At 71.8% G+C, this 24,762-nt stretch carries 24 protein-coding genes, 1 tRNA gene, 1 other RNA gene and 2 pseudogenes; 13 read left to right on the top strand and 15 right to left on the bottom strand.

Annotated features, from left to right (window positions below; genetic code table 11):
* Positions 1-85 precede the first annotated feature (85 nt).
* The 4 genes from AB0M46_RS15540 to AB0M46_RS15555 all read right to left on the bottom strand — a co-directional run bounded on the left by AB0M46_RS15540 (position 86) and on the right by AB0M46_RS15555 (position 2,643).
* Positions 86-607, bottom strand: a complete 522-nt coding sequence (locus AB0M46_RS15540) for a tRNA adenosine deaminase-associated protein (protein WP_363336337.1) — start codon at positions 605-607, stop codon at positions 86-88.
* A gap of 101 nt (positions 608-708) precedes the next feature.
* Positions 709-876, bottom strand: coding sequence for a hypothetical protein (locus AB0M46_RS15545; protein ID WP_363336339.1), 168 nt, complete (start codon positions 874-876; stop codon positions 709-711).
* A gap of 83 nt (positions 877-959) precedes the next feature.
* Entirely contained in the window at positions 960-1,487 is a 528-nt protein-coding gene (locus AB0M46_RS15550) for a hypothetical protein (protein ID WP_363336340.1), read from the bottom strand.
* A 22-nt stretch (positions 1,488-1,509) separates the two neighbouring features.
* Positions 1,510-2,643: a hypothetical protein gene (locus AB0M46_RS15555; RefSeq protein WP_363336342.1), complete on the bottom strand. Its 1,134-nt coding sequence runs from the start codon at positions 2,641-2,643 to the stop codon at positions 1,510-1,512.
* Between the two features lie 115 nt (positions 2,644-2,758).
* On the opposite strand from AB0M46_RS15555, the gene AB0M46_RS15560 reads away from it, so the two are divergent.
* Complete coding sequence (locus AB0M46_RS15560; RefSeq protein WP_363336344.1) at positions 2,759-3,763, top strand: prephenate dehydrogenase/arogenate dehydrogenase family protein; 1,005 nt, start codon at positions 2,759-2,761, stop codon at positions 3,761-3,763.
* A 54-nt stretch (positions 3,764-3,817) separates the two neighbouring features.
* Here AB0M46_RS15560 and mtnA read toward each other — a convergent pair.
* Positions 3,818-4,795, bottom strand: a pseudogene (gene mtnA / locus AB0M46_RS15565) (S-methyl-5-thioribose-1-phosphate isomerase); the annotation flags it as partial.
* Between the two features lie 8 nt (positions 4,796-4,803).
* Here mtnA and AB0M46_RS15570 point away from each other — a divergent pair.
* Positions 4,804-5,241, top strand: a complete 438-nt coding sequence (locus AB0M46_RS15570; protein ID WP_363336345.1) for a hypothetical protein — start codon at positions 4,804-4,806, stop codon at positions 5,239-5,241.
* Between the two features lie 234 nt (positions 5,242-5,475).
* Here AB0M46_RS15570 and AB0M46_RS15575 read toward each other — a convergent pair whose 3' ends face one another.
* Both AB0M46_RS15575 and ffs read right to left on the bottom strand, forming a co-directional pair.
* Positions 5,476-8,088, bottom strand: coding sequence for a DNA polymerase III subunit gamma and tau (locus tag AB0M46_RS15575; protein ID WP_363336347.1), 2,613 nt, complete (start codon positions 8,086-8,088; stop codon positions 5,476-5,478).
* Between the two features lie 98 nt (positions 8,089-8,186).
* Positions 8,187-8,280: signal recognition particle sRNA small type (gene ffs / locus AB0M46_RS15580), an RNA gene on the bottom strand.
* Positions 8,281-8,335: 55 nt separating this feature from the next.
* On the opposite strand from ffs, the gene AB0M46_RS15585 reads away from it, so the two are divergent.
* From AB0M46_RS15585 to AB0M46_RS15605, 5 genes are all read left to right on the top strand, one after another.
* Positions 8,336-8,420, top strand: a tRNA-Ser gene (locus AB0M46_RS15585).
* A gap of 228 nt (positions 8,421-8,648) precedes the next feature.
* On the top strand, positions 8,649-8,984 hold the full coding sequence (locus tag AB0M46_RS15590) for a hypothetical protein (protein WP_363336349.1): 336 nt from the start codon (positions 8,649-8,651) through the stop codon (positions 8,982-8,984).
* 155 nt (positions 8,985-9,139) lie between these two features.
* A complete protein-coding gene (locus AB0M46_RS15595) occupies positions 9,140-9,424 on the top strand; it encodes a hypothetical protein (RefSeq protein WP_363336351.1) in 285 nt (94 codons plus the stop codon).
* Positions 9,425-9,661: 237 nt separating this feature from the next.
* Positions 9,662-10,567 (top strand): helix-turn-helix transcriptional regulator, encoded by a 906-nt coding sequence (locus AB0M46_RS15600; protein WP_363336353.1) that lies wholly within the window; start codon positions 9,662-9,664, stop codon positions 10,565-10,567.
* Entirely contained in the window at positions 10,548-10,799 is a 252-nt protein-coding gene (locus AB0M46_RS15605) for a DUF397 domain-containing protein (protein WP_363336355.1), read from the top strand. Before AB0M46_RS15600 ends, AB0M46_RS15605 begins: the two co-directional genes overlap by 20 nt.
* A gap of 3 nt (positions 10,800-10,802) precedes the next feature.
* Here AB0M46_RS15605 and AB0M46_RS15610 read toward each other — a convergent pair whose 3' ends face one another.
* Both AB0M46_RS15610 and AB0M46_RS15615 read right to left on the bottom strand, forming a co-directional pair.
* Positions 10,803-11,006, bottom strand: a complete 204-nt coding sequence (locus AB0M46_RS15610) for a DUF397 domain-containing protein (protein WP_363336357.1) — start codon at positions 11,004-11,006, stop codon at positions 10,803-10,805.
* 170 nt (positions 11,007-11,176) lie between these two features.
* A complete protein-coding gene (locus AB0M46_RS15615) occupies positions 11,177-11,656 on the bottom strand; it encodes a DUF6232 family protein (protein ID WP_363336359.1) in 480 nt (159 codons plus the stop codon).
* Positions 11,657-11,897: 241 nt separating this feature from the next.
* Between AB0M46_RS15615 and AB0M46_RS15620 the strand changes: the two genes are divergently transcribed.
* Both AB0M46_RS15620 and recR read left to right on the top strand, forming a co-directional pair.
* Positions 11,898-12,218 (top strand): YbaB/EbfC family nucleoid-associated protein, encoded by a 321-nt coding sequence (locus tag AB0M46_RS15620; protein WP_350619114.1) that lies wholly within the window; start codon positions 11,898-11,900, stop codon positions 12,216-12,218.
* Between the two features lie 15 nt (positions 12,219-12,233).
* The gene (recR, locus tag AB0M46_RS15625; protein WP_363336361.1) at positions 12,234-12,827 is read left to right on the top strand and encodes a recombination mediator RecR; all 594 of its coding nucleotides are present in this window, start codon (positions 12,234-12,236) and stop codon (positions 12,825-12,827) included.
* On the opposite strand, the pseudogene AB0M46_RS15630 reads toward recR, so the two are convergent.
* The 4 genes and pseudogenes from AB0M46_RS15630 to AB0M46_RS15645 all read right to left on the bottom strand — a co-directional run.
* Positions 12,824-13,057 (bottom strand): annotated as a pseudogene (locus AB0M46_RS15630) (hypothetical protein); the annotation flags it as partial. The gene recR and the pseudogene AB0M46_RS15630 overlap by 4 nt on opposite strands.
* A 252-nt stretch (positions 13,058-13,309) precedes the next feature.
* Positions 13,310-14,026: a DUF1524 domain-containing protein gene (locus AB0M46_RS15635; protein WP_363336363.1), complete on the bottom strand. Its 717-nt coding sequence runs from the start codon at positions 14,024-14,026 to the stop codon at positions 13,310-13,312.
* A gap of 81 nt (positions 14,027-14,107) precedes the next feature.
* Entirely contained in the window at positions 14,108-15,814 is a 1,707-nt protein-coding gene (gene leuA / locus AB0M46_RS15640) for a 2-isopropylmalate synthase (protein ID WP_363336364.1), read from the bottom strand.
* A gap of 158 nt (positions 15,815-15,972) precedes the next feature.
* Positions 15,973-16,848 (bottom strand): hypothetical protein, encoded by an 876-nt coding sequence (locus tag AB0M46_RS15645; RefSeq protein WP_363336366.1) that lies wholly within the window; start codon positions 16,846-16,848, stop codon positions 15,973-15,975.
* 39 nt (positions 16,849-16,887) lie between these two features.
* Here AB0M46_RS15645 and AB0M46_RS15650 point away from each other — a divergent pair, with 39 nt between their 5' ends.
* From AB0M46_RS15650 to AB0M46_RS15665, 4 genes are all read left to right on the top strand, one after another.
* Complete coding sequence (locus tag AB0M46_RS15650) at positions 16,888-18,153, top strand: aspartate kinase (RefSeq protein ID WP_363336368.1); 1,266 nt, start codon at positions 16,888-16,890, stop codon at positions 18,151-18,153.
* 10 nt (positions 18,154-18,163) lie between these two features.
* Positions 18,164-19,225: an aspartate-semialdehyde dehydrogenase gene (locus AB0M46_RS15655; protein WP_363336370.1), complete on the top strand. Its 1,062-nt coding sequence runs from the start codon at positions 18,164-18,166 to the stop codon at positions 19,223-19,225.
* Between the two features lie 143 nt (positions 19,226-19,368).
* A complete protein-coding gene (locus AB0M46_RS15660; RefSeq protein WP_363336372.1) occupies positions 19,369-20,883 on the top strand; it encodes an MFS transporter in 1,515 nt (504 codons plus the stop codon).
* Positions 20,861-21,445 (top strand): TetR family transcriptional regulator, encoded by a 585-nt coding sequence (locus AB0M46_RS15665; protein ID WP_363336374.1) that lies wholly within the window; start codon positions 20,861-20,863, stop codon positions 21,443-21,445. The genes AB0M46_RS15660 and AB0M46_RS15665 overlap by 23 nt, the downstream gene beginning before the upstream one ends.
* A gap of 277 nt (positions 21,446-21,722) precedes the next feature.
* On the opposite strand, the gene AB0M46_RS15670 is transcribed toward AB0M46_RS15665, so the two are convergent.
* Both AB0M46_RS15670 and AB0M46_RS15675 read right to left on the bottom strand, forming a co-directional pair.
* On the bottom strand, positions 21,723-23,363 hold the full coding sequence (locus AB0M46_RS15670) for a DNA repair helicase XPB (protein ID WP_363336376.1): 1,641 nt from the start codon (positions 23,361-23,363) through the stop codon (positions 21,723-21,725).
* A gap of 299 nt (positions 23,364-23,662) precedes the next feature.
* A partial coding sequence (locus AB0M46_RS15675; RefSeq protein WP_363336378.1) for a helicase-associated domain-containing protein occupies positions 23,663-24,762 on the bottom strand: 1,100 nt, incomplete at its 5' end.

Raw genomic sequence — 24,762 nt, forward strand, 5'->3', positions numbered from 1 at the left:
CAGCGGCGCCGGATGGCGCCGCGGCCGTCGCCACCGGGCGGTTCCGAGGCGGCCCCTCCGCTGCGCTGCGGGCCGCTCCTGCCGCTCACACCTCGCGCATTTCCTCGAGCTCGTCGCCGGCCCCGATGGCCTGGCAGATCTCGGCGGTCAGGTCGGCCGGCAGCATGCCCTCCTGGGCGCACAGCTCCAGCAGCCGCCCGCCCGGCATGCCCAGGTCGGCCAGCAGCTCGGAGTCGCCGACCGGCTCGACGTCGGGCTCGGCCGAGGGCCGCTCCTCCTCCTCGGCCGCGCCGGGCTCCTCGCCGTCCTCCCCGGCGAGCTCCGGCAGCGTGTCCTCGATGTCACCCAGGAGGATGGCGCCGAGGCGCGACTCCTCGGCGAAGACCGAGTCCGAGCCGAAGACGCGCAGGTCCTCGCCCTCGTCGAGGCGCAGGATCGCCAGGTAGGCGTCGTCGGACTCGACGAACAGCAGCGAGACGAACGCCTCGGGATCGGCGTCGCGCAGGCGATCGGTGATCTCTTCGATGTCGGCGATGCCGCTGAGGTCGAGCTCGATAGCGGCCCAGCCATCAGCGCCGCGCGTGACAGCGGCAGCGAAGTGCGACACGGTCCCCCCGGTCGGTGCGGTGCTCGTCGGTACGCGGTGAACACTATTCGAGCGGGTTGCCGCTTGGCGGCAAAGGGCCCCCGAGTTCAGTCGGCGAGTCGTCAGTCGGCGACGCGGCGCCGGCTGGCGATCAGCTGGCGCAGGCGGTCGGACCGCAGACGGCGGGGGTGGAGCCGCTCGCGGAGCGCCTTGGCATCCGCGAGTTCGACCAGCAGCGCGAGCCGACGGCGACGCCGCTCGGGGTCGAGCCGCTGCAGCCTCAAAGCCATGTTGCTGAGAGTGATCCTCGGCGGAATCCACGTCAAGAGTCGGGGCCGAAGTATCGCGTTTCTTGCCCTGGCGTTCGCCTCGGCTACCAGAGGAGCCAGTCTCCGCCGGCCAGACGATAGGCCACGAGGATGCCGGCGATGGCCAGCGCGATGCCGCTGGAGGCGGCCACTCCCACGGCCACGCCGCGGTCGCCGAAGCGGGCGAGGATCGCCGCCGCCACCCACGCGAGGATTCCGGCGACGAGGGTGATCCAGACGTACCCCCGCGCGGACCCGTGCATCATCAGCCCGAACAGCAGCATCCAGGCCGCGCCGGCGGCTCCCCCGGCGGCGACCATCTGGCCGCGGATGGGCAGGGCCTCGCGATATGTCGGCCTGGGCGTGCTGACCCGGAACGCCGGCGGCTTCAGCGCGCCCTGCCAGGCCCCGTAGGCGGCGGCCGGCGTGGGCGGGCGGGCCGCGGTCAGCCGCGGTGGCGGGCCCACCACCGCCGGGCCGATCGCGCCCGGCCAGGGCTGGCGCGGTTGTCCGGCGGTCGCCTGGAGCTGGCCGAGCGGCGGGCTCGGCGGCCCGCCCGGTTCCTTCCACTGCTGCGACTCGCTCAGTGCCACAGCAGCAGCTTATCCCGGGGTGTCAGCCGAAGACGGCGAGCCGCTTCTGGCTCGCCCCGCCGACCGTCGTGAACTCGCCGCCCGCCGTCAGCTGGTGCAGGGACTCGCCGGCGGCCAGGGTGCGCACGCCGACGATGCCGTTGGCCTGCGGCGCCCAGTCCAGCAGCTGCCCGGCGGCGCCGACCGCGGCCAGCTTGACCCGCGGCGAGGAGCCGTCGGTGCAGACGCCCTGGCTGCCGTTCCTCAGCGTCGTGCAGGCCCGGTCGAAGTGGCCGCCGACGTACGCCACCCCGCCCAGCGCCGCCACCGCCTGCACGTCGCCGTCGAAGACGCGGGTCCATCTGAGCTTGCCGGCCGGACCGTAGGCGGCGGCGCGGCCGCCCTGGCCGCCCATGCCGGCGTAGACGGTCCCGTCGGCGCCGACGGCGACCGCGAGGACCACGGCGGGCGGGCGGGGCAGGAAGCCCGGGTCGAGCGACCCGTCGACCGGATCGACGGCGGTGAGGCGCAGCGAGTTGGCGACGCCGTTCGTCCTGTGGAAGCCGCCGCCGAGGTACACCCGCTTCGGGGTGACGGCGATCGCGCCGACGGCGTCGTCGGTGGTGGGCGCCCAGCGAGGGTCGAGCTCGCCGGTCGTGGTGCTGAACGCGGCCAGGTTGGTCCGGCGGGAGGAGTCGATCGCGGTGAAGCGGCCGCCGACGTACAGCCGCCCGCCCCCGACCCCGAGGGCCACCACCGAGCCGGTCACGCCGTGGCTGAACGCATCGACGGCGCCCGTCGCGGCGTCGAGCTTCGCCAGCGAGTCGCGCTGCACCCCGGACACGCGCTGGAAGTCACCTGACGCATACACGGAGTGACCATCGGCCGCCAGGGCGCGGACCGTGTCGTCGGCCGAGGGTGCCCAGTCGAGCAGCGCCCCGGTGCGCGCGTTGAAGGCGGCCAGCCGGGTGCGGGGGACGCCGCGCCCGTTCACGATCGCGTTGGCGAAGCTGCCGCCGACGTACACGGTGTCACCCAGATAGGCGGTGGCGAACACGGCCCCGTCGAACTGCGGCGTGCGCAGCGGGTTGTGCCGCACCGTGGCCGCGCTGGCCGAGCCGCCGGCGAGCAACGCCCCGGCGACGACCGCCGCCACCGCAAATCGGATAAGTCGCATGAACGGCACGGTAACTACACGTAACCGCGTGATTTGGTGTGAATAGGTCGGCATGAGTCGTTCGGCGGCCGTCCCGAGCCGAACGGGTGATCGGCGAGTGTGCGACAGTTCCGCAGTGCGTGAAGCGACGTTGAACGTGGCGGTGATCGGGCTCGGGCTGATCGGCGGATCGGTCCTGCGGGCACTCGCGATGCATGGACACCGCGCGCAGGGTTACGACGCCGACCCGGCGACCCGGGCCACGGCGCGCACGGCGGCCGCGCAGGCCCCGGCCAACGCCCGCTGGCACGTGACGGCGTCCATCGGCGACGCCGTGCGCGACGCCGACCTGACCGTCGTCGCGGTGCCGCTGCCGGCCGTCGGCGCGGTCTTCGACGAGCTGGCCTCCCTCGGCTACGTCGGCGTGGTCACCGACGTCACCTCGGTCAAGGGCCCGGTCCGCGACCTGGCCGCCGATCGCCTGCGCACCGGCGGCCAGGCCCTGGCCACGTTCATCGGCGGCCACCCGATGGCCGGCCGCGAGACGTCCGGCTTCACCGCCGCCGACCCGCGGCTCTTCGACGGCTGCTCCTGGGTGCTCTGCCTGACCGAGGACGGCACCGGCCTGCGCGACTGGGTGGAGCTGGCCGCCCTGATCACCGGCCTGGGCGCCCGCGTCGTGCCCGCCACCGCGGACGAGCACGACGCCGCCGTGGCCGCGATCTCACACGTGCCCCACCTGGTCGCCGCCGCGGTCGCCGCCCTCATCTCCAACGACCCCCTGGCCGGCACGCTCGGCGCCGGCTCCTTCCGCGACGGCACCCGCGTCGCCGCCGCCCGGCCGGAGCTGACCGCGGCGATGTGCGGCGGCAACGCCCCGGCCGTGGGCCGCTCCCTGGACACCGTGCTGGCCGACCTCAGCGCGGCCCGGGCCGCGCTGGACGGGGCCGACCCGATCGCCGGCCTGACCCCCTGGCTCACCCCCGGCCACAACAGCCGGCTGGCCTGGCCGCCCCAGCCGGGCGAGTCGGCCGACCTGCCGGCCCGGGCCGACGTGCTGCTGCGCCTGGGCCGGGTCGGCGGCTGGATCGAATCGGTCTCGGCCGACGGCCGGACCGTCCGCGCCGTCCGCCCGGCCTGAGAACACCCTCGTATCGGTCACCACGGCGGTGACCAGCGCGGCCGGCGTCACGTCGAACGCCGGGTTGATCGCCTCGGTCCCCGCCGGCGCGGCCGCGACGACCTCGGCCGGCCCGCGGTCCTCGATCTCCACGTCGGCCCCCGACGCCGTGTCGAGGTCCACCGTGGACTCCGGCGCGACGCAGATGAACGGGATGCCGGCGGCCCACGCCCCGAGCGCGTGCGAGTACGTGCCGACCTTGTTCACCACGTCCCCGTTGGCGCAGATCCGGTCCGCCCCGAGGATCACCGCGTCGACCTCCCCGCGCGCCATCAGGAACGGCCCGGCCGAGTCGACCGCCAGGCGGTGCGGCACCCCGGCCCTGGCGAGCTCCCACGTGGTCAGCCGGGCGCCCTGCAACAGCGGCCGCGTCTCGCTGGCGATGACGCTGTGGAGGGCCTTGCGGCGGTACAACTCGAACACCACGGCCAGTGCGGTGCCCTCCACGACGGTGGCCAGCCCGCCGGTGTTGCAATGCGTGAGAAGCCGAATGTCGTTTCCGCTCGCGCCGCAGAGCGCTTGCACGAGATCCGCGCCGCGCCGCGCCATCGCCGCCGAACTGGCGATTTCCTCGTCCCGAATGCGCAAAGCCTCCGCGAGTACCGCGTCGAAGGACGGCAACAGCGCCGCCGCCCGACGCGCGCCGCGAGCCAGGTTCACCGCCGTCGGCCGCGCCGTTTCAACGAGGTGTACGGCATGGGCCCGGGCCTGCGCATCCTGATGCTGAAGGGCGGCCAGCGCGACCCCGAACGCCCCCGCCACCCCGAGCGCCGGCGCCCCGCGCACGGCCAGCCGCGTAATGGCGTCGACCAGCGCCTCGACCGTTTCCAGCCGCAGGTACACGGTCTCGCCGGGCAGCCGCGTCTGATCCACGACCACCACCGCCCCGTCAATCCAGTCAATGGTGCGCATCAATCCCATTACCTCTCCCGGATTCGCCCGTTCGGTCCGCTTCCATGAAATCGCCAACCGCTCACGTTGACGCGCGTACATTCGGCTTCATGAGCTCCATGTTGCTGGCGCTCGCGGCGATCCCGATCGTCATGGCCGCGAGCCTGCTCGCGCTGATGAAGGTTCCGACCAACCTCCAGCTGACCGTCACCGAGACGGCCCTGGTCCTCGAGCCCCAGGGCCTGGACCGCTGGTGGACCCGCCGCGCGCGCATCGAGGTTCCGGTGTCCGCCATCGCCGCGATCCGCATCGCCCCGCGCTCGGAGGCCCCGCCGCAGCACGGCGGGCTGCACCTCAACGGGATCATCACCGCCGGCGCCCGGGGCGACACCTTCTGGGACGTCCGCCGAGGCGACCAGCTCCTCATCATCACGTGCCTGCCGGGCGCCGAGTTCGCCACCCTGGTCCTGCAGTTCGCCAACCCGTTCTCCACCCTGGCGCGCACGCGCACCGTACTGTCCCGCCACCCCGAGCGCGCCGCCCACTGACCTTCGGGCCGTCGGCGATGTTCTCCGCGGGTGGCGCCCGCATGCGACAGCGCCGGGGTTCTTGATGCCGATGGCTGGTGCCGGCGCCTAGCCGTCCCTTGTCGCGCCCGGCGGTCGGGGCACTCGGGGCACTCGGGGCGCTCGGGGGCAACGCTGGCCTTCCGGTCGTCCGCGTCGTGCCCGGACGGTGTGGCCGCGTCGTGAGCTCGGGGCCGGTGGCCGGGCGCCAGATGGTCAGCCGGTGGTCTCGCCGATTCGTTCGGCGCCCAAGGCCTCGATCAGGAGGCGCAGGGCGGCCTCCTCGCTCGTCTCGCGGACCTCGCTGGCGTCGTCCAGCAGCTCGTCGCCCGGGTCCAGGCCGGGGAAGCGCGGATCGGCGGCCGCCGGCGCGTCGTCGTAGTCGGGGTCCCACGGGGGCTCGTCGGCGCCGGCGCCCTCCCAGGCCGACTCGGCACCCGCGGCGGGCGGGCGGCGGCCGTTGGTGGCGGGGGCCGGCGGGGAGGCCGGGCGGCCGCCGTTGGTGGCGGGGGCCGGTGGGGCAGGCGTGGCGGTGGCGCGGCGGGTGCCGTTGGCTGCGGCGCGGCTGGCGGCCTCGCGGGCGCGCTCCAGGGCGCTGGAGCCCGTCTGGCGGGGCTGTGCCGGCGCCGGAGGTGCGGGCGGGGGCGCAGGCTCCGCAGGGGCCACGGAGACCGCCGAGGCCGCCCACGCGGCACTGGGGGCCGGCGGATGGGAGCCGCTCGGGGCCGGTGGCGTCGCGACGGCGGCAGCGGCAGAGCCCGGCGTTGCGGCGGCGGCAGCGGCAGAGCCCGGCGTTGCGGCGGCGGCAGCGGCAGAGCCCGGCGTTGCGGGAGTTGGCCAGTCGTCGGCGGCCGGCGGCTGCGGTGCGGCGCCGCCCGGCACCGCGGGCGTGGGCCAGTCGCCGTCGCCGGTTGCCGTCATCACCGCCGTGGCGGCGGGAGCGGGAGCCGCGCGGCGTGGGGAGCCGTGGTCGCCCGAGGGCTGTGGAGGCGCCGGGCGGTGCTGTGGCTCGGTGGGCCCTCCGGACGGGGCCGGCGGGGGAGCCGATGGGCCGGCCGGCGGCGGGGTGGGCTGAGGCGGGGTCGGGCGGTTGCCTCCGCCGCCTCCGCCGCCCGGCTGGCCGCCGACCTCGCAGCGGACCTGCCAGCGGCCGCCGAAGAGCTCCTGCAGGGCGCTCAGCAGCACCTCGGGGCCGGCGTTGAGCATGTTGGCGTGCGTGGAGTACTTGAAGCCCAGGACCAGGGTGTTGGACTCCACGGCCTGGACGGTGGCGTCGCGCAGGATGGCGCCGGTCTTCTTGCTCTTGTCGTTGACCAGCGACAGGACGTCGGGCCAGGCCCGGCGCATCGCGTCGGCGTCCAGGCCCGCGCCGCCGCCCGCGGCCACGGAAGGGGTCGGGCGGGGAGCGGCGGGCACCGGCTCCGGAGCGGCCTCGACCGGCGCCGCCGAAGACGGGGCAGCCGTGGGGGCAGTGGCAGCCGTGGGGGCAGCGGGAGCCGTCGGCGCCGGGGCGTCCGACCAGGCGGCCGGGGCGGGCGCGGGCGGCACCTGAGGTGCGGCCGGCGCCGCCTCCACAGCCGCGCCGCGGATGTAGTCCAGGCCGCGGTTGCCCTCGGCCGCGCCGCGCGCGATCGATGGGGCCTCGGCCGGCGCGGCGGGCACCCCTCCGGCCTGCAGGCGCCGCTCCATGCGCTCCAGCCGCTGCAGCAGCGCGGAACTGGACGAGTCCGCCCCCGGCAGCAGCATGCGGGCGGTGATCAGCTCCAGCAGCAGGCGCGGGGCGGTCGTGCCGCGCATCTCGGTCAGGCCGTTGTGGACGATGTCGGCGTAGCGGGACAGGGCGGCCTGGCCCAGCTGGGTGGCCTGGGCGCCCATGCGCTCGAGCTGGTCGTGCGGTGCGTCCAGCAGGCCCTTGGTGACGGCGTCGGGGACCTGCTGCAGGACGATCAGGTCGCGCAGGCGCTCCAGCAGGTCGGAGGCGAAGCGGCGCGGGTCGTGGCCGGCCTCGACGACGCGGTCGATGACGCCGTAAGCGCCGCGGCCGTCGTCGGCGGCCAGGGCCTCGCACATCTCGTCGATGAGGGCCACGTCGGTGACGCCGAGCAGGGCCACCGCGCGGGCGTAGGTGACGCCCTCGTCGCCGGCGCCGGCGATCAGCTGGTCGAGGACCGAGAGGGTGTCACGGGCCGAGCCGGCCCCCGCCCGTACCACCAAAGGAAACACGGCGGGCTCGACCTTCACGCCCTCGGCCGCGGTCAGCTGCTCCAGATAGGGCCGCAGGACGCCCGGGGGGATCAGGCGGAAGGGGTAGTGATGGGTGCGGGACTTGATCGTGCCCAGCACCTTCTCGGGCTCGGTGGTGGCGAAGACGAACTTGACGTACTCCGGCGGCTCCTCCACCAGCTTGAGGAGGGCGTTGAAGCCGGCCGAGGACACCATGTGGGCCTCGTCGATCACGTATACCTTGAAGCGGCTCGACACCGGGGCGAAGAAGGCGCGCTCGCGCAGGTCGCGGGCGTCGTCCACGCCGCCGTGGCTGGCCGCGTCGATCTCGATGACGTCGATCGAGCCGGCGCCGTCGGGGGCCAGGTCGCGGCAGGACTGGCACTCGCCGCACGGCTCGGGGGTCGGGCCGCGCTCGCAGTTGAGGGAGCGGGCCAGGATGCGGGCGCTGGACGTCTTGCCGCAGCCGCGGGGGCCCGAGAAGAGGTAGGCGTGGTTGAGCCGCCCCGAGCGCAGCGCCTGCGTCAGCGGCTCGGTGACGTGTTCCTGCCCGATGATCTCGGCGAACGTGCGAGGCCGGTACTTGCGGTAGAGCGCGAGCGCCACCTGCGGTCCCTCCGTTCGACTAGAGCCGGGACCACCGTACTCCGCACCACCGACACTTTCCGGCAGCCGTCACGCGGGCGGGCGCGGGCGCCGGATGCAAGAAGGCCACCCGTGCACCCGACAGAGCTCACTTATCCTTGCTGCCTTCCGGCCCTGGGGAGGTTCATGAGGTGTCGCCGCACGAGTGGCTTGGACACCACAATACCCTGGTGCACAGACCCCGCGAGCAATGGGTATCCTGTCGCACGGAGGATTCGCCTAGAGGCCTAGGGCGCACGCTTGGAAAGCGTGTTGGGATAAAACCCTCACGAGTTCGAATCTCGTATCCTCCGCACCGCCTACCAGGCAGAACGCCGGGCCGGCCCCCATCCGGGGGTCGGCCCGGCGGCGTTTGGGGCCCTCGTCGCCGCTTGGCGGGTGGTGATCGCGCTGGCCGCGGCGGTCGGCTTGCTGATCATCGTGCCCTGGGCCGGGGTGCCATGACGCACGTCACACCCGGAAACGTCATCCGTCGGCCCACCACTTGTCATGTCGCCATCAGCGATACGGCAGGTTGAAGGGTGTTCCGGCGTGACGGGCCATGGGACCATCGACGCATCGGCACGCTGTTTGAGGGGGCGGCGATGTTCTATCGGAGCTCGGACATCCTGATCACCAGCACCCACGTGGTTGTCCTGCAACCCGATCCAATGCGGTTCCATCTCGAGGAGATCCAGTCTCCGTACATCGTCCGGCACGGTCGGGGGGCCGGTTTCCGGGCGGGGCACGAGATCCGGGCGCGGTACGGGGCCGCGGACGTGCGCATCTTCTTCACCACCAGCCGGTCCACCTTCGCCACGGTGCGCCGGGCGCTGATCCGCGCGCTGGAGCAGCGCGGGCACCCCCTACCAATCTGAGTAGGGCAACCTGCGATATGGCAGATAGGTGCCTAGCGCACGGTCATATCACATGGGATCATCGAAGTAGTTAGCCACGAGGGGGGCCGAGTGGCCGACACGCAACAGCGCCCGGCGGGGACCGGGCGCTGTTCTCGTTGGTGAGGGGGATGCGAATGTTCTACCGAAGTCCCGACCTGGTCGTGACCGCCGACTACTTCGTGATCCTGAGACCCGCGCGGGTGGAGTACCGCATCGACTTCCTGGAGAGGGTGTACATCCTGGAGCACCCCCGCGCCGGCCGCACCCGCGCCGCGCAGGAGATCCGCGCCCGGTACGGCGTCCACGACGTGCGCCTCTTCCACGGCAGCGACCCGCGGACCTTCGGCCAGGTCCGGCGCGCCCTGATCAGGGCCCTGGAGTGGCGGGAACGGGAGCGCCAGCGGTACGCCGCATTGTGATCCTACTGGCCGGTAGGTAACGATCAGGCGAACGTGCCATATCCCGGACGGCCGTATGGCAGAAGAGCCGTATAGTTACCGCGGCTCGGAGGGGACCACCCGAACGGGCGGCCTATTCCGCGACGAGCGGGTAGCGGTTGGCGATCTCTGTCAGCCGAACGCCTACCGGCGGCGTACGGTTATTCCGGCAGCCATACGGCAAGTAGGCATACGTCCAACGAGGGACACGACGACGTCATGAGTCCGGGTGACACGCCCGCCGTCGCTCGCCGGAAGGTCCGGCTCGCGATCAAGGACGCCCGCAACGCCAAGGGTGACACGCAGACCCAGGTGGCCGAGGCCATGGAGTGGTCGCTCTCCAAGGTGATGCGGATCGAGTCCGGCGAGGTCACGATCTCGAAGAACGACCTGCGCCCGCTGCTGGCCTATCTCGGGATCAAGGACCGCAAGATCGTCGAGGACCTGCTGGAGGCCACGGCGGCGGCCCGGCAGCGCAAGCAGTGGTGGGACGACAAGCGTTACCAGGGCGCCCTGCTGACGCCGGCGATGCGCCAGCTGATCAGCTTCGAGGCCGAGGCGTCCTCGATCCGCAGCTTCGCGCCGACGACGTTCCCCGGATGGCTGCAGACCGAGCGGTACGCCCGGGCGATCCTCGAGGGTTATGCGTACGAGATCGCCGCGGACGTGATCGAGGCCCGCATGTCGATCCGGGCGGAGCGCCGCAAGATGCTCCGCGGGCGCGATCCCCGGCCGGCGCTGCATGCCCTCGTCGACGAGTCCATCCTCAGGCGCGAGGTCGGCGGGGTGGAGGTCCTGCGTGAGCAGCTCGCCGCGATCGGCGCGGCGATCGAGGAGGGCCTGGTCGTCGTGCGCATCCACCCGTCCTCGCGGCCGGTTCCCCCCTTCGGCCATTTCGACCTGCTGAGCCTGGCGGGTGAGACGGACGGGCACGCGGTGCTCTACCGGGAGAGCGGCCTGAGCGACGAAATCGTCGACGATGCGGTCAAGATCGCGCGCCATCGCGAGGGCTGGGACCGCACCTGGGAGGCCGCGCTCGACGAGAAGATTTCGGCCGGAAGGATCGCCGCCGCGGCCGCCGGCGTCGGCGCCCATCCGGCCGGTAGTGATCTTCGGACTGAATAGCTTTCCGAAGACCATCTCAGAAGGGATCGATATGCACATGGCGGTCACGCCTGCCTGGCGAAAGAGCAGCTACTGCGCCAACCAGACCTGCGTCGAGGTCGCCGACCGCGCGCACGGCGGTGTTGCTGTTCGTGACGCCAAGGAGCCGGACGGGTCGGTGTTGTCGTTCGGGCGCGAGTCGTGGGCTGCGTTCGTCGGCGGCATCAAGGCCGGCCGGTTCGACGGGCAGTAGCGCTCAGCGCGGCGGAGTAAGGCTGTCGATGCGCAATCCCGCTAGGAACGTGCGCCAATCCGCCGGGCCGAATTCCAGACGTGCACCGCTGGGGTCTTCCGAATCACGAACCAGGATGCCGTCGGCGATGAACGCGACTTCCAGACACGATGTGGTGCCACAGATTGCGGCCTTGCGCCACACCAGGGGGTTGTTGTCCTCGGACACGGGGTCGCCTCCTTCAAACCCAAGGACGTGAACCTTCAGCATAGTTAGCGGTGTGTCATACACCACGTGAGTATGCGAAGTTGGCCCATGAATACATATATCCGGCAAACCGGGCAACAGACGCTGCCCGCGGGACCAACATTCCCGCGGGCAACCTTCACGGCACGACCTCAGAGCAGGGAGTTCAACCTCCGGTAGGCCTCGGCGTAGCCGGCGCGGTCGAGGCGCTCCACGCTCGCGGCGTTGGCCGCGAACGCGCGCATCAGGCATCGGCGCACGCGCATGACGGACATGGCGCTGGTGGTGGAGAACAGCGTGACGTCGGCGTCCGCGTACCGGGCGCGCAATAACCACACGACCGGCGTGAAGGCCCGCATCGCCCGGTTGGTCAGCGGCGAGACGGACAGCATGGCCGCGGTGATCACGTACGGCCCGGCCGCATCCGTATACGTGTAGGTGAGCACGGCCGCCGCCCCCACGGTTGCCAGTGCCCCGGCGACGAGCAGTACGATGCGCGCAGGGCGCCCGTTGTGCTCGACGCGCAGCCGATCGAGGCCCTCCAGGTCGTAGACCTGGGGCTCGGGATTCCAGACGGCGAAGACGTCGTCCGTGATGACCAAGTCCGGATCTCGGTAGAAGACGGTAGGCATCGGTTCCCCCCTTAGCCTTCGTCCAACAGTATGAGTCAGCTGCGTCACAGATCGCCAGACTACAAGCTGCCATATCGCTAGGTGCCGCAACGCCGTGCTCGACCTGTGCCCCGCAGACCTGTCCAGAGTCGTACGTCGGATCGGGTCAGGCAACTGCGTATTCGGGTAGGGCATAAGCTGATCGGAACATCCGTCCCACGAGTTGAAGGAGCGGCCCGTGCGGCCCGGTGGACAGCCCAACCTGCAGCAGATGATGAAGCAGGCGCAGAAGATGCAGCAGCAGATGGTCGCCGCGCAGGCCGAACTGGCCGAGGCGGAGCTCACCGGCACGGCCGGGGGCGGCCTCGTCACGGCGACCGTGAAAGGCACCGGCGAGGTCGTGTCGGTCAAGATCGATCCCAAGGCGGTCGACCCGGACGACGTGGAGACGCTGGAGGACCTGGTCGTGGCGGCCGTGCACAACGCGGCCCAGGCGGCGCGGGATCTCACCGAGCAGAAGATGGGGCCGCTGACCGCGGGGCTGGGAGGCCTGGGCGGCGGGCTCGGCCTGCCCGGATTCTAAGAGCGGGCACCGGGCGTGTACGAAGGCGCCATCCAGGACCTGATCGACGAGCTCGGTCGGCTGCCGGGGGTCGGACCGAAGAGCGCGCAGCGCATCGCGTTCCACGTGCTGTCGGCCGACCCCGTCGACGTCAAGCGGCTCGCCCAGGCGCTGCAGCGGGTCAAGGAGCTCGTGCGGTTCTGCACGCGCTGCTTCAACGTGGCCGAGGCCGAGCTGTGCCGCATCTGCCGCGACCCGCGCCGCAGCGACGAGGTGTTCTGCGTGGTCGAGGAGCCCAAGGACGTCGTCGCGATCGAGCGCACGGGCGAGTTCCGGGGCCGCTACCACGTGCTCGGCGGGGCGATCAACCCGCTGGAAGGGATCGGGCCGGACAACCTGCGCATCCGTGAGCTGATGACGCGGCTGGCCGACGGGGCGTGCAAGGAGCTCATCCTCGCCACCGACCCCAACACCGAGGGCGAGGCCACGGCGACGTACCTCGCCCTGCTGGTCAAGCCGATGGGCCTCAACGTCACGCGGCTGGCCAGCGGGCTCCCGGTCGGCGGCGACCTGGAGTACGCCGACGAGATCACGCTCGGGCGAGCCTTCGAGGGAAGAAGAGCGGTCTAACCCTCGGGCCGATTGAGGATCCCGGCGACGACGGCGTGCACGGCGGCCAGGTCGGCGGGGTCCTTCACGGTGCCCTTGCCGCCGGTCACGACGTACCACTCATCGGCGTCTTTGTATTGGACCTGGACGACGAAGGACCCGTCGGCGCCGAGCTCGGACCGCAGCGTCAGCTCGCCGGTGACGACGCCGACCTCGTCCGTCATGACCCCGCCCGGGCCGGCCATGATGTCGGTCTGCAGCGGGGCGGGAGCGGCCGGAGCGTCCGAAGGGGTCTCAGGGGCCGGAGCGGCCTCGGAGCCCGGAGCGGCCTCGGAGCCCGGAGCGGTCTCGGGGGCCGGAGCGGTCTTGGAGCCCGGAGCGGTCTCGGGGGCCGGCGTGGTCGCGGGGGCCGGGGGAGTCGCAGAGCCCGAAGGGGTATCAGGGCCCGAAGGGGCCGGAGTTGGTGTTGTCGTGTCCGCCATTGTTCCGGCCCCTTCTGAAGGCTACTTACAGGTCGCGAGCATGTCGGTGAGCGCGGTCTTCTCCGCCTGCGTGACGGTGAGCTTGTAGTACGCCTTCACTGTGACCCAGTTTTGCGCGTACGTGCACCAGTAGGTGTGCGACGGCGGCTTCCAGGTCGAGGGATCCTGGTCGCCCTTTGCCCGGTTGGACTGCAGGCTAACCGCGAACAGCTGCGGCCGGGTCAGATCGTTCGCGAAACCCTTGCGCTGATCGGCGGTCCACGCCGCGGCGCCCGAGCGCCAGGCGGCGGCGAGCGGGACCACGTGGTCGATGTCGAGGGCGCCCGGGTCGGTGACCGCCTTGTCGTCGTACGGGCTGACCCAGCTGCCCGCGGTGATCTTGCAGTCGGCGGCCGCCTTGACGTCCTTGCCGTCGCGCTTGAGCACGACATCGCGGGTGTCGCAGCCGCTGCCCTGCCCGATCCAGTGGGTGAACTTATCGCGGCTGTAGCCGGACATCGGGCCGGCGGCGGCAACGGTCAGCGCGTTCAAGGAGGCGGTCGCGCTACTGGCACCACCGGCGTTACCGGTGCTGCCAGTGCTGCCAGTGCTGGTGGTACTGCCGGGATTGGCCGACGCACCTGACGCGGGCTCGCCCCCGCCGGAGGGGGAGGAGGCGTCGCAGCTGCCGGCGCTGGTCAGCACAGTGGCGATCGCGAGGGCGATGAGGACGGCTTTGCCGTTGGTGAGGGGGCGCACGCCATTACTGTGCGGCATCCGCGCCCGTCACGCCGGGAGGACCCGCCCGTGTTGATCGTCACGGGCGGGTCCGATACGCGACTAACCCCGGTTGGCGGCGCTCAATACGGCGCGCAGCGAGGCGGTGACGATGTTCGCATCGACGCCGACGCCCCAGTACGTGACGCCGTTCACGGAGCACTCGACGTAGGCCGCGGCCTGCGCGCCTTCGCCGGAGGTGAGCGCGTGCTCGGCGTAGTCCAGCACCCGCACGTCGGCGCCGACGTCGCCCAGGGCGTGCACGAACGCGTCGATCGGGCCGTTGCCGGTGGCGCTCACCGTGCGGGCCTCGCCGTCGGCGGTGATCTCCGCGGTCAGCGTGACCTTGCCGTCGACGGTGGTGGCCTCGTACCCCACCAGCGTGAAGCGGCGGTCGCTGAAGTACTCGCCGGCGAAGAAGTCCCACATCGCCTGCGGGCTGACCTCGCCGCCCTCGTCGTCGGTGTGCCGCTGCACGACGCCGGAGAACTCGATCTGCAGCCGGCGGGGCAGGTCCAGGTGGTGCTCGGTCTTCATGACGTACGCGACGCCGCCCTTGCCGGACTGCGAGTTGACCCGGATGACCGCCTCGTAGGAGCGGCCCAGGTCCTTCGGGTCGACGGGCAGGTACGGCACGCCCCACGTGAACTGCTCAACCGGCACGCCCGCCTTGGCGGCGTCGCGCTCCAGCCACTCGAAGCCCTTCTTGATGGCGTCCTGGTGGGAGCCGGAGAAGGCGGTGTACACCAGGTCGCCCGCGTAGGGGTGGCGCTCGTGGACGGGGAGCTGGTTGCAGTACTCCACGGTGCGCTTGATCTCGTCGATGTCGGAGAAGTCGATCTGCGGGTCGACGCCCTGCGAGAAGAGGTTCAGGCCCAGCGTCACCAGGTCGACGTTGCCGGTGCGCTCGCCGTTGCCGAACAGGCAGCCTTCCACCCGGTCGGCCCCGGCCAGCAGGCCCAGCTCGGCGGCGGCCACGGCCGTGCCGCGGTCGTTGTGCGGGTGCAGCGACAGCACCACCGACTCGCGCCGAGGCAGGTTGCGCGACATCCACTCGATGGAGTCGGCGTAGACGTTCGGGCTCGCCATCTCCACCGTGGCCGGCAGGTTGACGATCAGCGGGCGGTCCGGCGTGGGCTGCAGCACCTCGATGACCGCGCTGCACACCTCGAGCGCGTAGTCCAGCTCGGTGCCGGTGTAGGACTCCGGGGAGTACTCGTAGAAGATCTCGGTGTCGGGCGTGATCGCCTCGGCGTACTTCTGGCACAGCCGCGCGCCCGTGGTGGCGATGTCGGTGATCCCGGCCCGGTCCAGGCCGAACACCACCCGGCGCTGCAGCGTCGAGGTCGAGTTGTAGAAGTGCACGATGGCCCGGCGGGCCCCGGCCAGCGACTGGAAGGTGCGCTCGATCAGGTTGTCCCGGCACTGGGTCAGCACCTGGATCGTGACGTCCTCGGGGATGAGGTCCTGCTCGATCAGGGTGCGCACGAAGTCGAAGTCGGTCTGCGAGGCGGCCGGGAAGCCGACCTCGATCTCCTTGTAGCCCATGCGTACCAGGAGGTTGAACATCCGCCGCTTGCGCTCGACCGACATCGGGTCGATGAGGGCCTGGTTGCCGTCGCGCAGGTCGACCGCGCACCAGCGGGGGGCGGCCTTGACCTCGTTGCCCGGCCACTGCCGGTCGGTCAGTGGGATCGGGAACTGTTCAGAGAAGGGCCGGTAGCGGTGGATGGGCATGCGGCTGGTGGTCTGGCGGGCGATTTCGGACATGCTCTATCTGCTCCTGAATGAGTTTGCACGATCTTCGAGGAACGACCGGCAAGGAGCGCAGACGCGCGTTATCCCCGCGACGAGGTGCCGGCCTGGGAGGCCTCGTCGCGGCGACCAAGAAGAAGCGTCTGCCACATGTCAAGCGCCACTGTACCCGGTCAGGAGTGCGTGGGCGAGGCGGGGGCGGACGGCGGCGGGGGCGGGGCGGACGTGGACAGCGGCGGGCCGTCCACCACCGGGCCGGGCAGTGAGATGGTGCCCGGCGCCGCGACCACCTCGCCGGTCAGCATCAGCTGACCGAACGCGAACTTGGCCGCGGTGAGGATGCCGTCGTCGTTGTAGCAGAAGGTGCCCGGGTCGATCGGCGGCGCGATCGCGGTCACCCCCGGCTCGACCGCGAAGCAGGGCGCCGACGTGCCGGCCAGCGGGTCGACCGGCGCCACGGCCAGCGGGATCTGCCGGTCCAGCAGCACGTCGAGCCAGGCCACGAAGACGTACTGCAGGCGGGGATCGATCGCCGCCGGGAGCCGCTTGCCGCTGGCGGCCACCCGCACGCAGCCGCCGGCCGGGTTGATCGGGCACTGGTAGAGCCCCTCGGGCCGGTTCGCGATCGCCACGTCCTGGGTGCCGCCGAGGGCGCCGCCCTGGACGTCGACCCGCCAGGTGCGGTCGGTGGCGACGGTGACCAGGATCGATCGCGGCGCCTTGCCCTGCGCCGTCAGCGTGTAGGCGGCCACGTAACGCTTGTCCTTGGCCACCGCCACCCGGGCGGCCAGCAGCGCCCTCGGGTCGGGCTGGGCCGGCTCCGCGCTCGCGCTCGTCACGGGCGCGTCCGGGGCCCCCGCCGAGCCGCAGCCGGCGACCAGCAGGCCGGTGAGCACGGCCAAGGCGGTGCCGGTGGTCACAGTGATCCCACGATTGCCGACCCGATGCTGCAGCACCCGCGTATTCTCGCCCGGCAGGGCGGCCGGATCGTGGAACGCCACTCCCGGGGGACATCCGGCCCCGGTACGCTCGGCTGCGTTGAATGTCACGTGCGATCTCTCGTGTGACCTGGAAGGAGCTCGACGGCGGTGGCGCTGATAGTGCAGAAATATGGCGGTTCCTCCGTCGCCAACGCCGAGCGCATCAAGCGCGTCGCCGAGCGGATCGTCGACACGCGCAAGGCGGGCCACGAGGTCGTCGTGGTGGTGTCCGCGATGGGCGACACGACCGACGAGCTGCTGGACCTCGCCTCGCAGGTCAGCCCGGTGCCCGCCGGCCGAGAGCTGGACATGCTGCTCACCGCGGGCGAGCGCATCTCGATGGCGCTGCTGGCGATGGCGATCAACAACCTGGGCTTCGAGGCCCGCTCCTACACCGGCAGCCAGGCGGGCGTGATCACCACGTCGACGCACGGCCGGGCCCGGATCATCGACGTGACCCCCGGGCGGCTGCGCAGCGCGCTCGACGAGGGCGCGATCGCCATCGTGGCCGGCTTCCAGGGCGTCTCGCAGGACACCAAGGACATCACCACGCTGGGCCGGGGCGGCTCGGACACCACCGCGGTGGCCCTGGCCGCCGCCCTGCACTCCGACGTCTGTGAGATCTACACCGACGTCGACGGCATCTTCACCGCCGACCCGCGGGTGGCCAAGAACGCCCGGCACATCAAGCAGATCACCTACGAGGAGATGCTCGAGCTGGCCGCGTGCGGCGCGAAGGTGCTGCACCTGCGCAGCGTCGAATACGCGCGGCGCTTCTCGCTGCCGATCCACGTCCGTTCCTCGTACTCAACCGCAAACGGCACCATGGTCACCGGATCGATGGAGGACCTTTCCGTGGAGCAAGCGCTCATCACCGGCGTCGCGCACGACCGCAGCGAGGCGAAGATCACCATCGTCGGCGTGCCCGACCAGCCCGGCGTCGCCGCGCGGATCTTCCAGACGATCGCGGCCGCGGAGACCAACATCGACATGATCGTGCAGAACGTGTCGACCGAGAGCACCGGCCGCACCGACATCTCCTTCACGCTGCCCAAGACCGACGGCCCCGCCGCGAAGGCCGCGCTCGAGCGCATCAAGGCCACGGTCGACTACAAGACGATCCTGTTCGACGACCACGTCGGCAAGGTCTCCCTCATCGGCGCCGGCATGCGCTCCAACCCGGGCGTCGCGGCCAAGCTCTTCGCCGCCCTCGCCGAGGCCGGGGTCAACATCGAGATGATCTCGACGTCGGAGATCCGGGTCTCGGTCGTGTGCCGCGACACCGACCTCGACGTTGCCGTGCGCGCCATTCACGACGCCTTCGAGCTCGGCGGCGACGATGAGGCAGTGGTGTACGCGGGGACCGGAAGGTAGGTCGTCCCTCATGGGCGCTCTGCCGAGCCTGGCCGTGGTCGGAGCGACCGGGGCCGTCGGCTCCGTGATGTGCGACCTGCTGTCCTCGCGCAAGAACGTGTGGGGCGAGATCCGGCTCGTCGCGTCGAAGCGCTCGGCGGGCCGGCGACTCACCGTGCGCGGCGAGGAGCTCCTCGTGCACGAGCTGGCCCCCGAGGTCTTCGACGGCATCGACGTGGCCATGTTCGACGTGCCTGACGAGGTCTCGGCCGAGTGGGCGCCGGTCGCCGTGTCGCGCGGCGCGGTCGCCGTGGACAACTCCGGCGCCTTCCGCATGGACCCCGACGTGCCGCTCGTCGTCCCCGAGATCAACCCCGAGCAGGTGCGCAACCGGGTCAAGGGCATCATCGCGAACGCCAACTGCACGACCCTGACGATGATCGTCGCGCTGGCGCCGCTGCACCGGGAGTACGGCCTCAAGGAGCTCGTCCTGGCCTCCTACCAGGCGGTCTCCGGCGCCGGCAAGGACGGCGTGGACACCCTGCTCGACCAGCTGCGGCGGGTCGCGGGCGACCGCACGCTGGGCTCGCGCTCCGGCAACGTGCGCCAGGCCGTGGGCGACGACCTCGGCCCGTTCCCGGCCCCGCTGGCGCTCAACGTGGTGCCGTGGGCCGGCTCCCTGCGCGATGCCGGCTGGTCCTCCGAGGAGCTCAAGCTGCGCAACGAGTCGCGCAAGATCCTCGGCCTGCCCGACCTCAAGGTCTCCGCGACCTGCGTCCGCGTCCCCGTCGTGACCGGGCACTCCGTCGCCGTGCACGCCGTCTTCGGCGCGGAGGTCGACGCGGAGGGCGCCCGCGAGGTGCTGCGCCACGCGCCGGGCGTGATCCTGGTCGACGACCCGGCCGCCGGCGAGTTCCCGATGCCGATCGACGCCGTGGGCACGGACCCGTCGTGGGTCGGCCGCATCCGCCGCTCGGTGGACGATCCCCGCGCGCTCGACTTCTTCGTGACCGGCGACAACCTGCGCAAGGGCGCGGCGCTGAACACGGCCCAGATCGCGGAGCTGCTGTCCGCGGAACTCCGGGCCCGCTAGTCCTTTCCGGGACTCGCAACCAGGGCGACTCCCACACCAAGATCAAAACAACTGAGCCGGGCGCTGGCGCGCCCGGCTCAGTTGTTTACCGGACACGCGTCGCTGATTGACAGTCACTATCAAGTGATAGCTACTATCAAATCATGGATGATGTCACTTCCAGCCCGCGGCGGTGGTGGGCACTCGTCGCGATCGTGCTCAGCGTGCTCACCGTCGGCTTCGACACGACGATCCTCAACGTCGCGCTGCCCACCCTCGCCACCGCGCTCAACGCCGGCAGCGACGACCTGCAGTGGATCGTCAACGCCTACGTGCTGGTCTTCGCCGGCCTGCTGCTCGTCATGGGCGCGCTCGGCGACCGCTACGGCCGCAAGCGGCTGCTCATGATCGGGCTGCTCGTGTTCGCCGGCGCCTCGCTGATCGCCGTCTACGCCGGCAGCGCAAGCCAGATCATCGCGGCCCGCGCGCTCATGGGCGTCGGCGGCGCCATCCTGACCCCGCTCACGATGGCCGTCCTGCCCGTGCTGTTCGACGAGCGCGACCGGGGCAAGGCGATCTCCCTGGTCACGATGGGCATGGGCATCGGCCTGCCGCTGGGCCCGATCATCGGCGGCTATCTGCTCGAGCACTTCTGGTGGGGCTCGATCTTCGTCATCAACGTGCCGGTGGCCCTGATCGCGCTGGTCGCCGTCGCGTTCCTCATCCCGGAGTCGCGCTCGGCCAACCCCAAGCGCATCGACTACCTCGGCGCCGCGCTGTCCACGCTGGGCCTGGTCGCCCTGGTCTACGGCGTGATCGAGGCCCCCGCCCGCGGCTGGACCGACGCGAGGGTGCTCGCCTCCCTGGCCGCCGGCGCGCTCCTGCTGCTGGCCTTCGCCCTCGTCGAGCGCCGCCTGGCCCAGCCCATGATCGACCTGCGGCTCTTCCGCCGGCCGCGCTTCGCCTGGGGTACCGCCGCCGGCGTCCTGGCCTCCTTCGCCCTCTTCGGCGCGCTGTTCATCCTGCCCCAGTACCTGCAGGCGGTCCGGGGCAACGACGCCCTGGGGGTGGGCCTGCGCCTGCTGCCGCTGATCGGCGGCATGTTCTTCGGCGCGCCCCTCGGCGAGCGCCTCGCCCACCTCACCCAGACCCGCATCCCGGTCGCCCTGGGCCTGCTGATCGGGGCCGCCGGCATGGTCATGGGCGCGCGGACCGGCATCGGCTCGGGCTACGGCTACGTGGCCGCCTGGCTGGCCATCACCGGCGCCGGCGTGGGCCTGGCCCTGACCCCGTCCATGGACGCCGTCCTCGGCTCCCTGCCGCGCGACGACGCCGGCTCGGGCACCGCGATCACGATGACTCTCCGCCAGGTCGGCGGCGCCTTGGGCGTGGCCCTGCTGGGCAGCCTGGCCTCCGCCGTGTACCGCGACGGCCTCGACACCGCCCCGGAAACCGCCCGCCAGTCCATCTCCGCCGCCGTGCTCCTGGCCGCCAGGACGGGCGACCGCGCCCTGGCCCTGGCCGCCCGCACGTCCTTCCTGGACGCCATGGCCGCGGTGCTGCTCGTCTGCGCCGCCATCGCCGTGGTGGGCGCCGTTCTGGTGGCGTTCTTCCTGCCCCGTGCGCAATCGCCCGATACTGCGGAAGAATCGGTTGATGAGCTCTCCCGGCTTGCGTGAACGCAAGAAGCAGAAGACCCGCTGGACGATTCAGGAGCACGCCGTGCGCCTGTTCGTCCAGCAGGGCTACGAGGCCACCACGGTGGAGCAGATAGCGGAGGCCGCGGAGATCTCCCCGAGCACCTTCTTCCGCTACTTCAAGACCAAGGAAGACGTGGTCATCCAGGACCGCTACGACGACCTCATGGTCGAGGAGATCCGCAACGCCCCGCCGGACCTGCCCCCGCTGGACGTCCTGCGCCGGGCCTTCCTGACGACCCTCGGCGGCGTGAGCGAGGAGGAGACGGAGCAGGCCCTCCAGCGGGCCAGGCTCCAGTTCTCGGTCCCGGCCCTGCGCATGCGAGCCCTGGACAGCATGCAGGAGTCCATCCGCCACCTGGCCGCGCCGCTGGCCGAACGCCTGGGCCGACCGGCCGACGACTTCCGCTGCCAGGCCTTCGTGGGCGCCTGCGTAGGCGCGTTGATCAACGCCTTCATGGCCTGGGTGGAAACCGCCGAGGCCAACGAGGACGTTTCCCCCCTGATCACCGAGGCCTTGTCGGTGCTGACCGAGGGCCCGTAAACAACAGCCGTACCCAGCCGGCAACCGCACCAACCGGTCGCCCGCACCTCGAACAGCGGCCGCCGCATCTCCGCGCCCAGCTCAAGGACCGCAGCAGAACGACGTCCCCCGCGTTCCCCCTCCGCTCATCGCCCGCAGCTCAACAACGTCTGCCGCACCGCGCGCCCCGCCCGCAGTGAAACGACGGCCGCCGCCGGAGCGACCAACGGCGGCCCGAAAGACCCGAGGGGTTTGGAGAGCACGCCGCCCCCCCCGAAATCCGAAAGAAGCAGGCGAATCAGGCCAGCACGTCGTCGGCGTCGGTAATCGTGTACGCATACCCCTGCTCGGCGAGGAATCGCTGCCGATGCGCCGCGTACTCAGTATCGATCGTGTCCCGCGCCACGACCGTGTAGAAGTGCGCCTGCCGCCCATCGGCCTTGGGCCGCAGCACCCGCCCGAGCCGCTGGGCCTCCTCCTGCCGGGACCCATACGTCCCCGACACCTGCACCGCGACCGCCGCCTCCGGCAGGTCGATCGAGAAGTTGCCGACCTTGGAGATCACCAGCGTCCGCAGGTCCCCCGCCCGGAACGCGTCGAAGAGCTTCTCCCGCTCCCGGTTCGTGGTCGCCCCCTGCACGATCGGCGCCTGGAGGAACTCCCCGAGCTCGTGTAGCTGGTCGATATACCCGCCGATGACCAGGATCTGCTCGTGCTTGTGCCGGTCGATCAGCGCCCGCACCACCGGCAGCTTGGTCCGCGCCGTCGCCGCCACCCGATACCGCTCCTCCGGCTCGGCCACCGCATACGCCATCCGCTCGGCGTCGGTCAGCGTCACCCGCACCTCGACGCACTCGGCCGGCGCGATCCAGCCCTGCGCCTCGATGTCCTTCCACGGCGCGTCGTAGCGCTTCGGCCCGATCAGCGAGAACACGTCGCCCTCGCGCCCGTCCTCGCGCACCAGCGTCGCGGTCAGCCCCAGCCGCCGCCGGGCCTGCAGGTCGGCGGTGAACCGGAAGATCGGGGCGGGCAGCAGGTGCACCTCGTCGTAGACGACCAGGCCCCAGTCGCGGGCGTTGAACAGGTCCAGGTGCGCGAACTGGCCGCCCCGGCGGGTGGTCAGCACCTGGTAGGTCGCGATGGTGACCGGCCGGATCTCCTTGCGCTCGCCGGAGTATTCGCCGATCTCCTCCTCGGTCAGCGTCGTGCGGGCCATCAGCTCGCGCTTCCACTGCCGCCCGGCGACCGTGTTGGTGACCAGGATCAGCGTCGTCGCCTTGGCCTCGGCCATCGCGGCCGCGCCGACCAGCGTCTTGCCGGCGCCGCAGGGGAGCACCACCACGCCCGAGCCGCCGGCCCAGAACGACTCGACCGCCTCGCGCTGGTAGGAGCGCAGCGTCCAGTTGCTCTCGGCCAGGTGGATCGCGTGCGCCTCGCCGTCGACGTAGCCGGCCAGGTCCTCCGCCGGCCAGCCGAGCTTCAGCAGCGCCTGCTTGAGCCGCCCGCGCTCGGAGGCGTGGACGATGACGGTGTCGGCGTCGAGCTGGGCGCCGAGCATCCCGGCGAGCTTCTTGCTCTTGGAGACCTCGATCAGCACCGCGCGGTCGGAGGCGCGCAGGACCAGGCCGTGGACCGGGTCGTTGAGCAGCTGGAGCCGCCCGTAGCGGTCCATGGTCTCGGCGATGTCCACCAGCAGCGCGTGGGGGACCGGGTAGCGGGAGTAGCGCAGGAGCGAGTCGACCACGCTCTCCGCATCGTGGCCCGCGGCGCGCGCGTTCCACAGCCCGAGGGGGGTCAGCCGGTAGGTGTGCACGTGCTCCGGCGAACGCTCCAGCTCCGCGAACGGCGCGATGGCCATGCGGCACGCCTGGGCGTCGGGGTGGTCGACCTCGAGCAGCAGGGTCTTGTCGGACTGGACGATCAATGGACCTTCTGGCACCGAACCAGTGTCGCATGCGGGTATGACAATTCCCGGATAGTGGGAAGAGGAAGTCCCCTTGCAACCGCTTACCACCCGGTGCGCGTTTGGAGGTAGACGGTCTCGCGGCCGTCGCCGCGGAGCCGGACGGGCGCGTTCGGGACCACCCGGGCAGCGATCCGGGTGGTCGAATCAGTTCGGGGGCGGGCGCGTCGTCCGATCCGGGCTCCGGGCACATCAAGCAATGCACCTGAGCCGCGAACAGGTGCGCGGCGACGCTCACCGACGCGATCGGCGCGGTGCGAGCGGGCGAAGAGCGCTCAGACCTCCGACTCGGGAACCGCTCCCGTGATGCGGTGCAGCGCGAAGGTGTGCAGCATCTCCGTGCGCTCGTCCTCCGCCCGCAGGTACCCCGACCCCATCGAGACGGGCCGGACCAGCCGCGACGCAGTGGCCCCGTGCGCGTCGACGTACCCGACCCACACCCGCGTCTTGTCCCGCAGCGCCTGCTGGAGCACCTCGAGGGCCTCGGTGTGCGATGCGCCGTTGGCCCCGTTGGCCCGCACCGTCACCGGGGCCCGCCGCGCCACCCGGGCCGCCGCGTCGCCCCGGCGGATCTGCTCGATGACCCCGGCCAGGCGCGGTGGGGAAAGCCGTACCGATGCGGTGGGATCCTCGACGCCCCTGGCGGCCCACGTCGGCCGGGGTGAGCCCCGCCGGGCCTTGGGCCGGGTCAGCACGGCGGCGCCGGTCGAGTCCTCCTGCACCGGCGGGTAGCCGGCGTCGCGCAGCGCCTCCAGCAGCCGGGCCGGCGTGTGGCGGCAGGCCAGCACCGTGGGGGCCAGCCGGCGCAGGCCGAGCGACTGCAGCCGCCGGTCGGCGAGCACCTCGGCGATCATCGACTCGTCGTCGCTTCGCACGTAGGAGTTGGCCGAGCCGATCCGCATCCCGCCGTGGCGGCGGGCGACGTCGTCGACGAGATACGTCAGCGTCTGCGGCACCGGCGTGCGCGAGCGGCGGGCCAGCAGCGCGTGCAGGTCGGCGGCCGAGTAGCCGGCGTCCAGGCTGCGGCGCACCGACTCGGCGGTGATCCGGTAGACGCTGGCCGACTCCTGCTGGCCCAGCAGTTCCAGCTCGCCGGCCAGGGCGGGCTCCGGCGGGCCGGGCACGATCACCGAGAGGTCGGCCTGCAGCAGCACGTGGTCGACCGGGGCCGGCAGCAGCGTGTCGAGTAGCGCGGCCGAGCCGGCCAGCGCGAAGCCGTCCGCGGCGCCGATGCCCAGCGGATCCTCGGGGTCGAGGCCATCGGCCTGCAGCTCGGCCAGCAGCAGCCGGCCGTAGGCGGTCAGCCCGTCGAAGCCGGTCAGGCCCATGAACGCGGCCTCGGCCAGGCTCGCCTCGATGCCGGCCGAGGCGCCCC

This window comes from Dactylosporangium sp. NPDC051485, from assembly GCF_040682015.1.
Lineage (GTDB): Bacteria > Actinomycetota > Actinomycetes > Mycobacteriales > Micromonosporaceae > Dactylosporangium.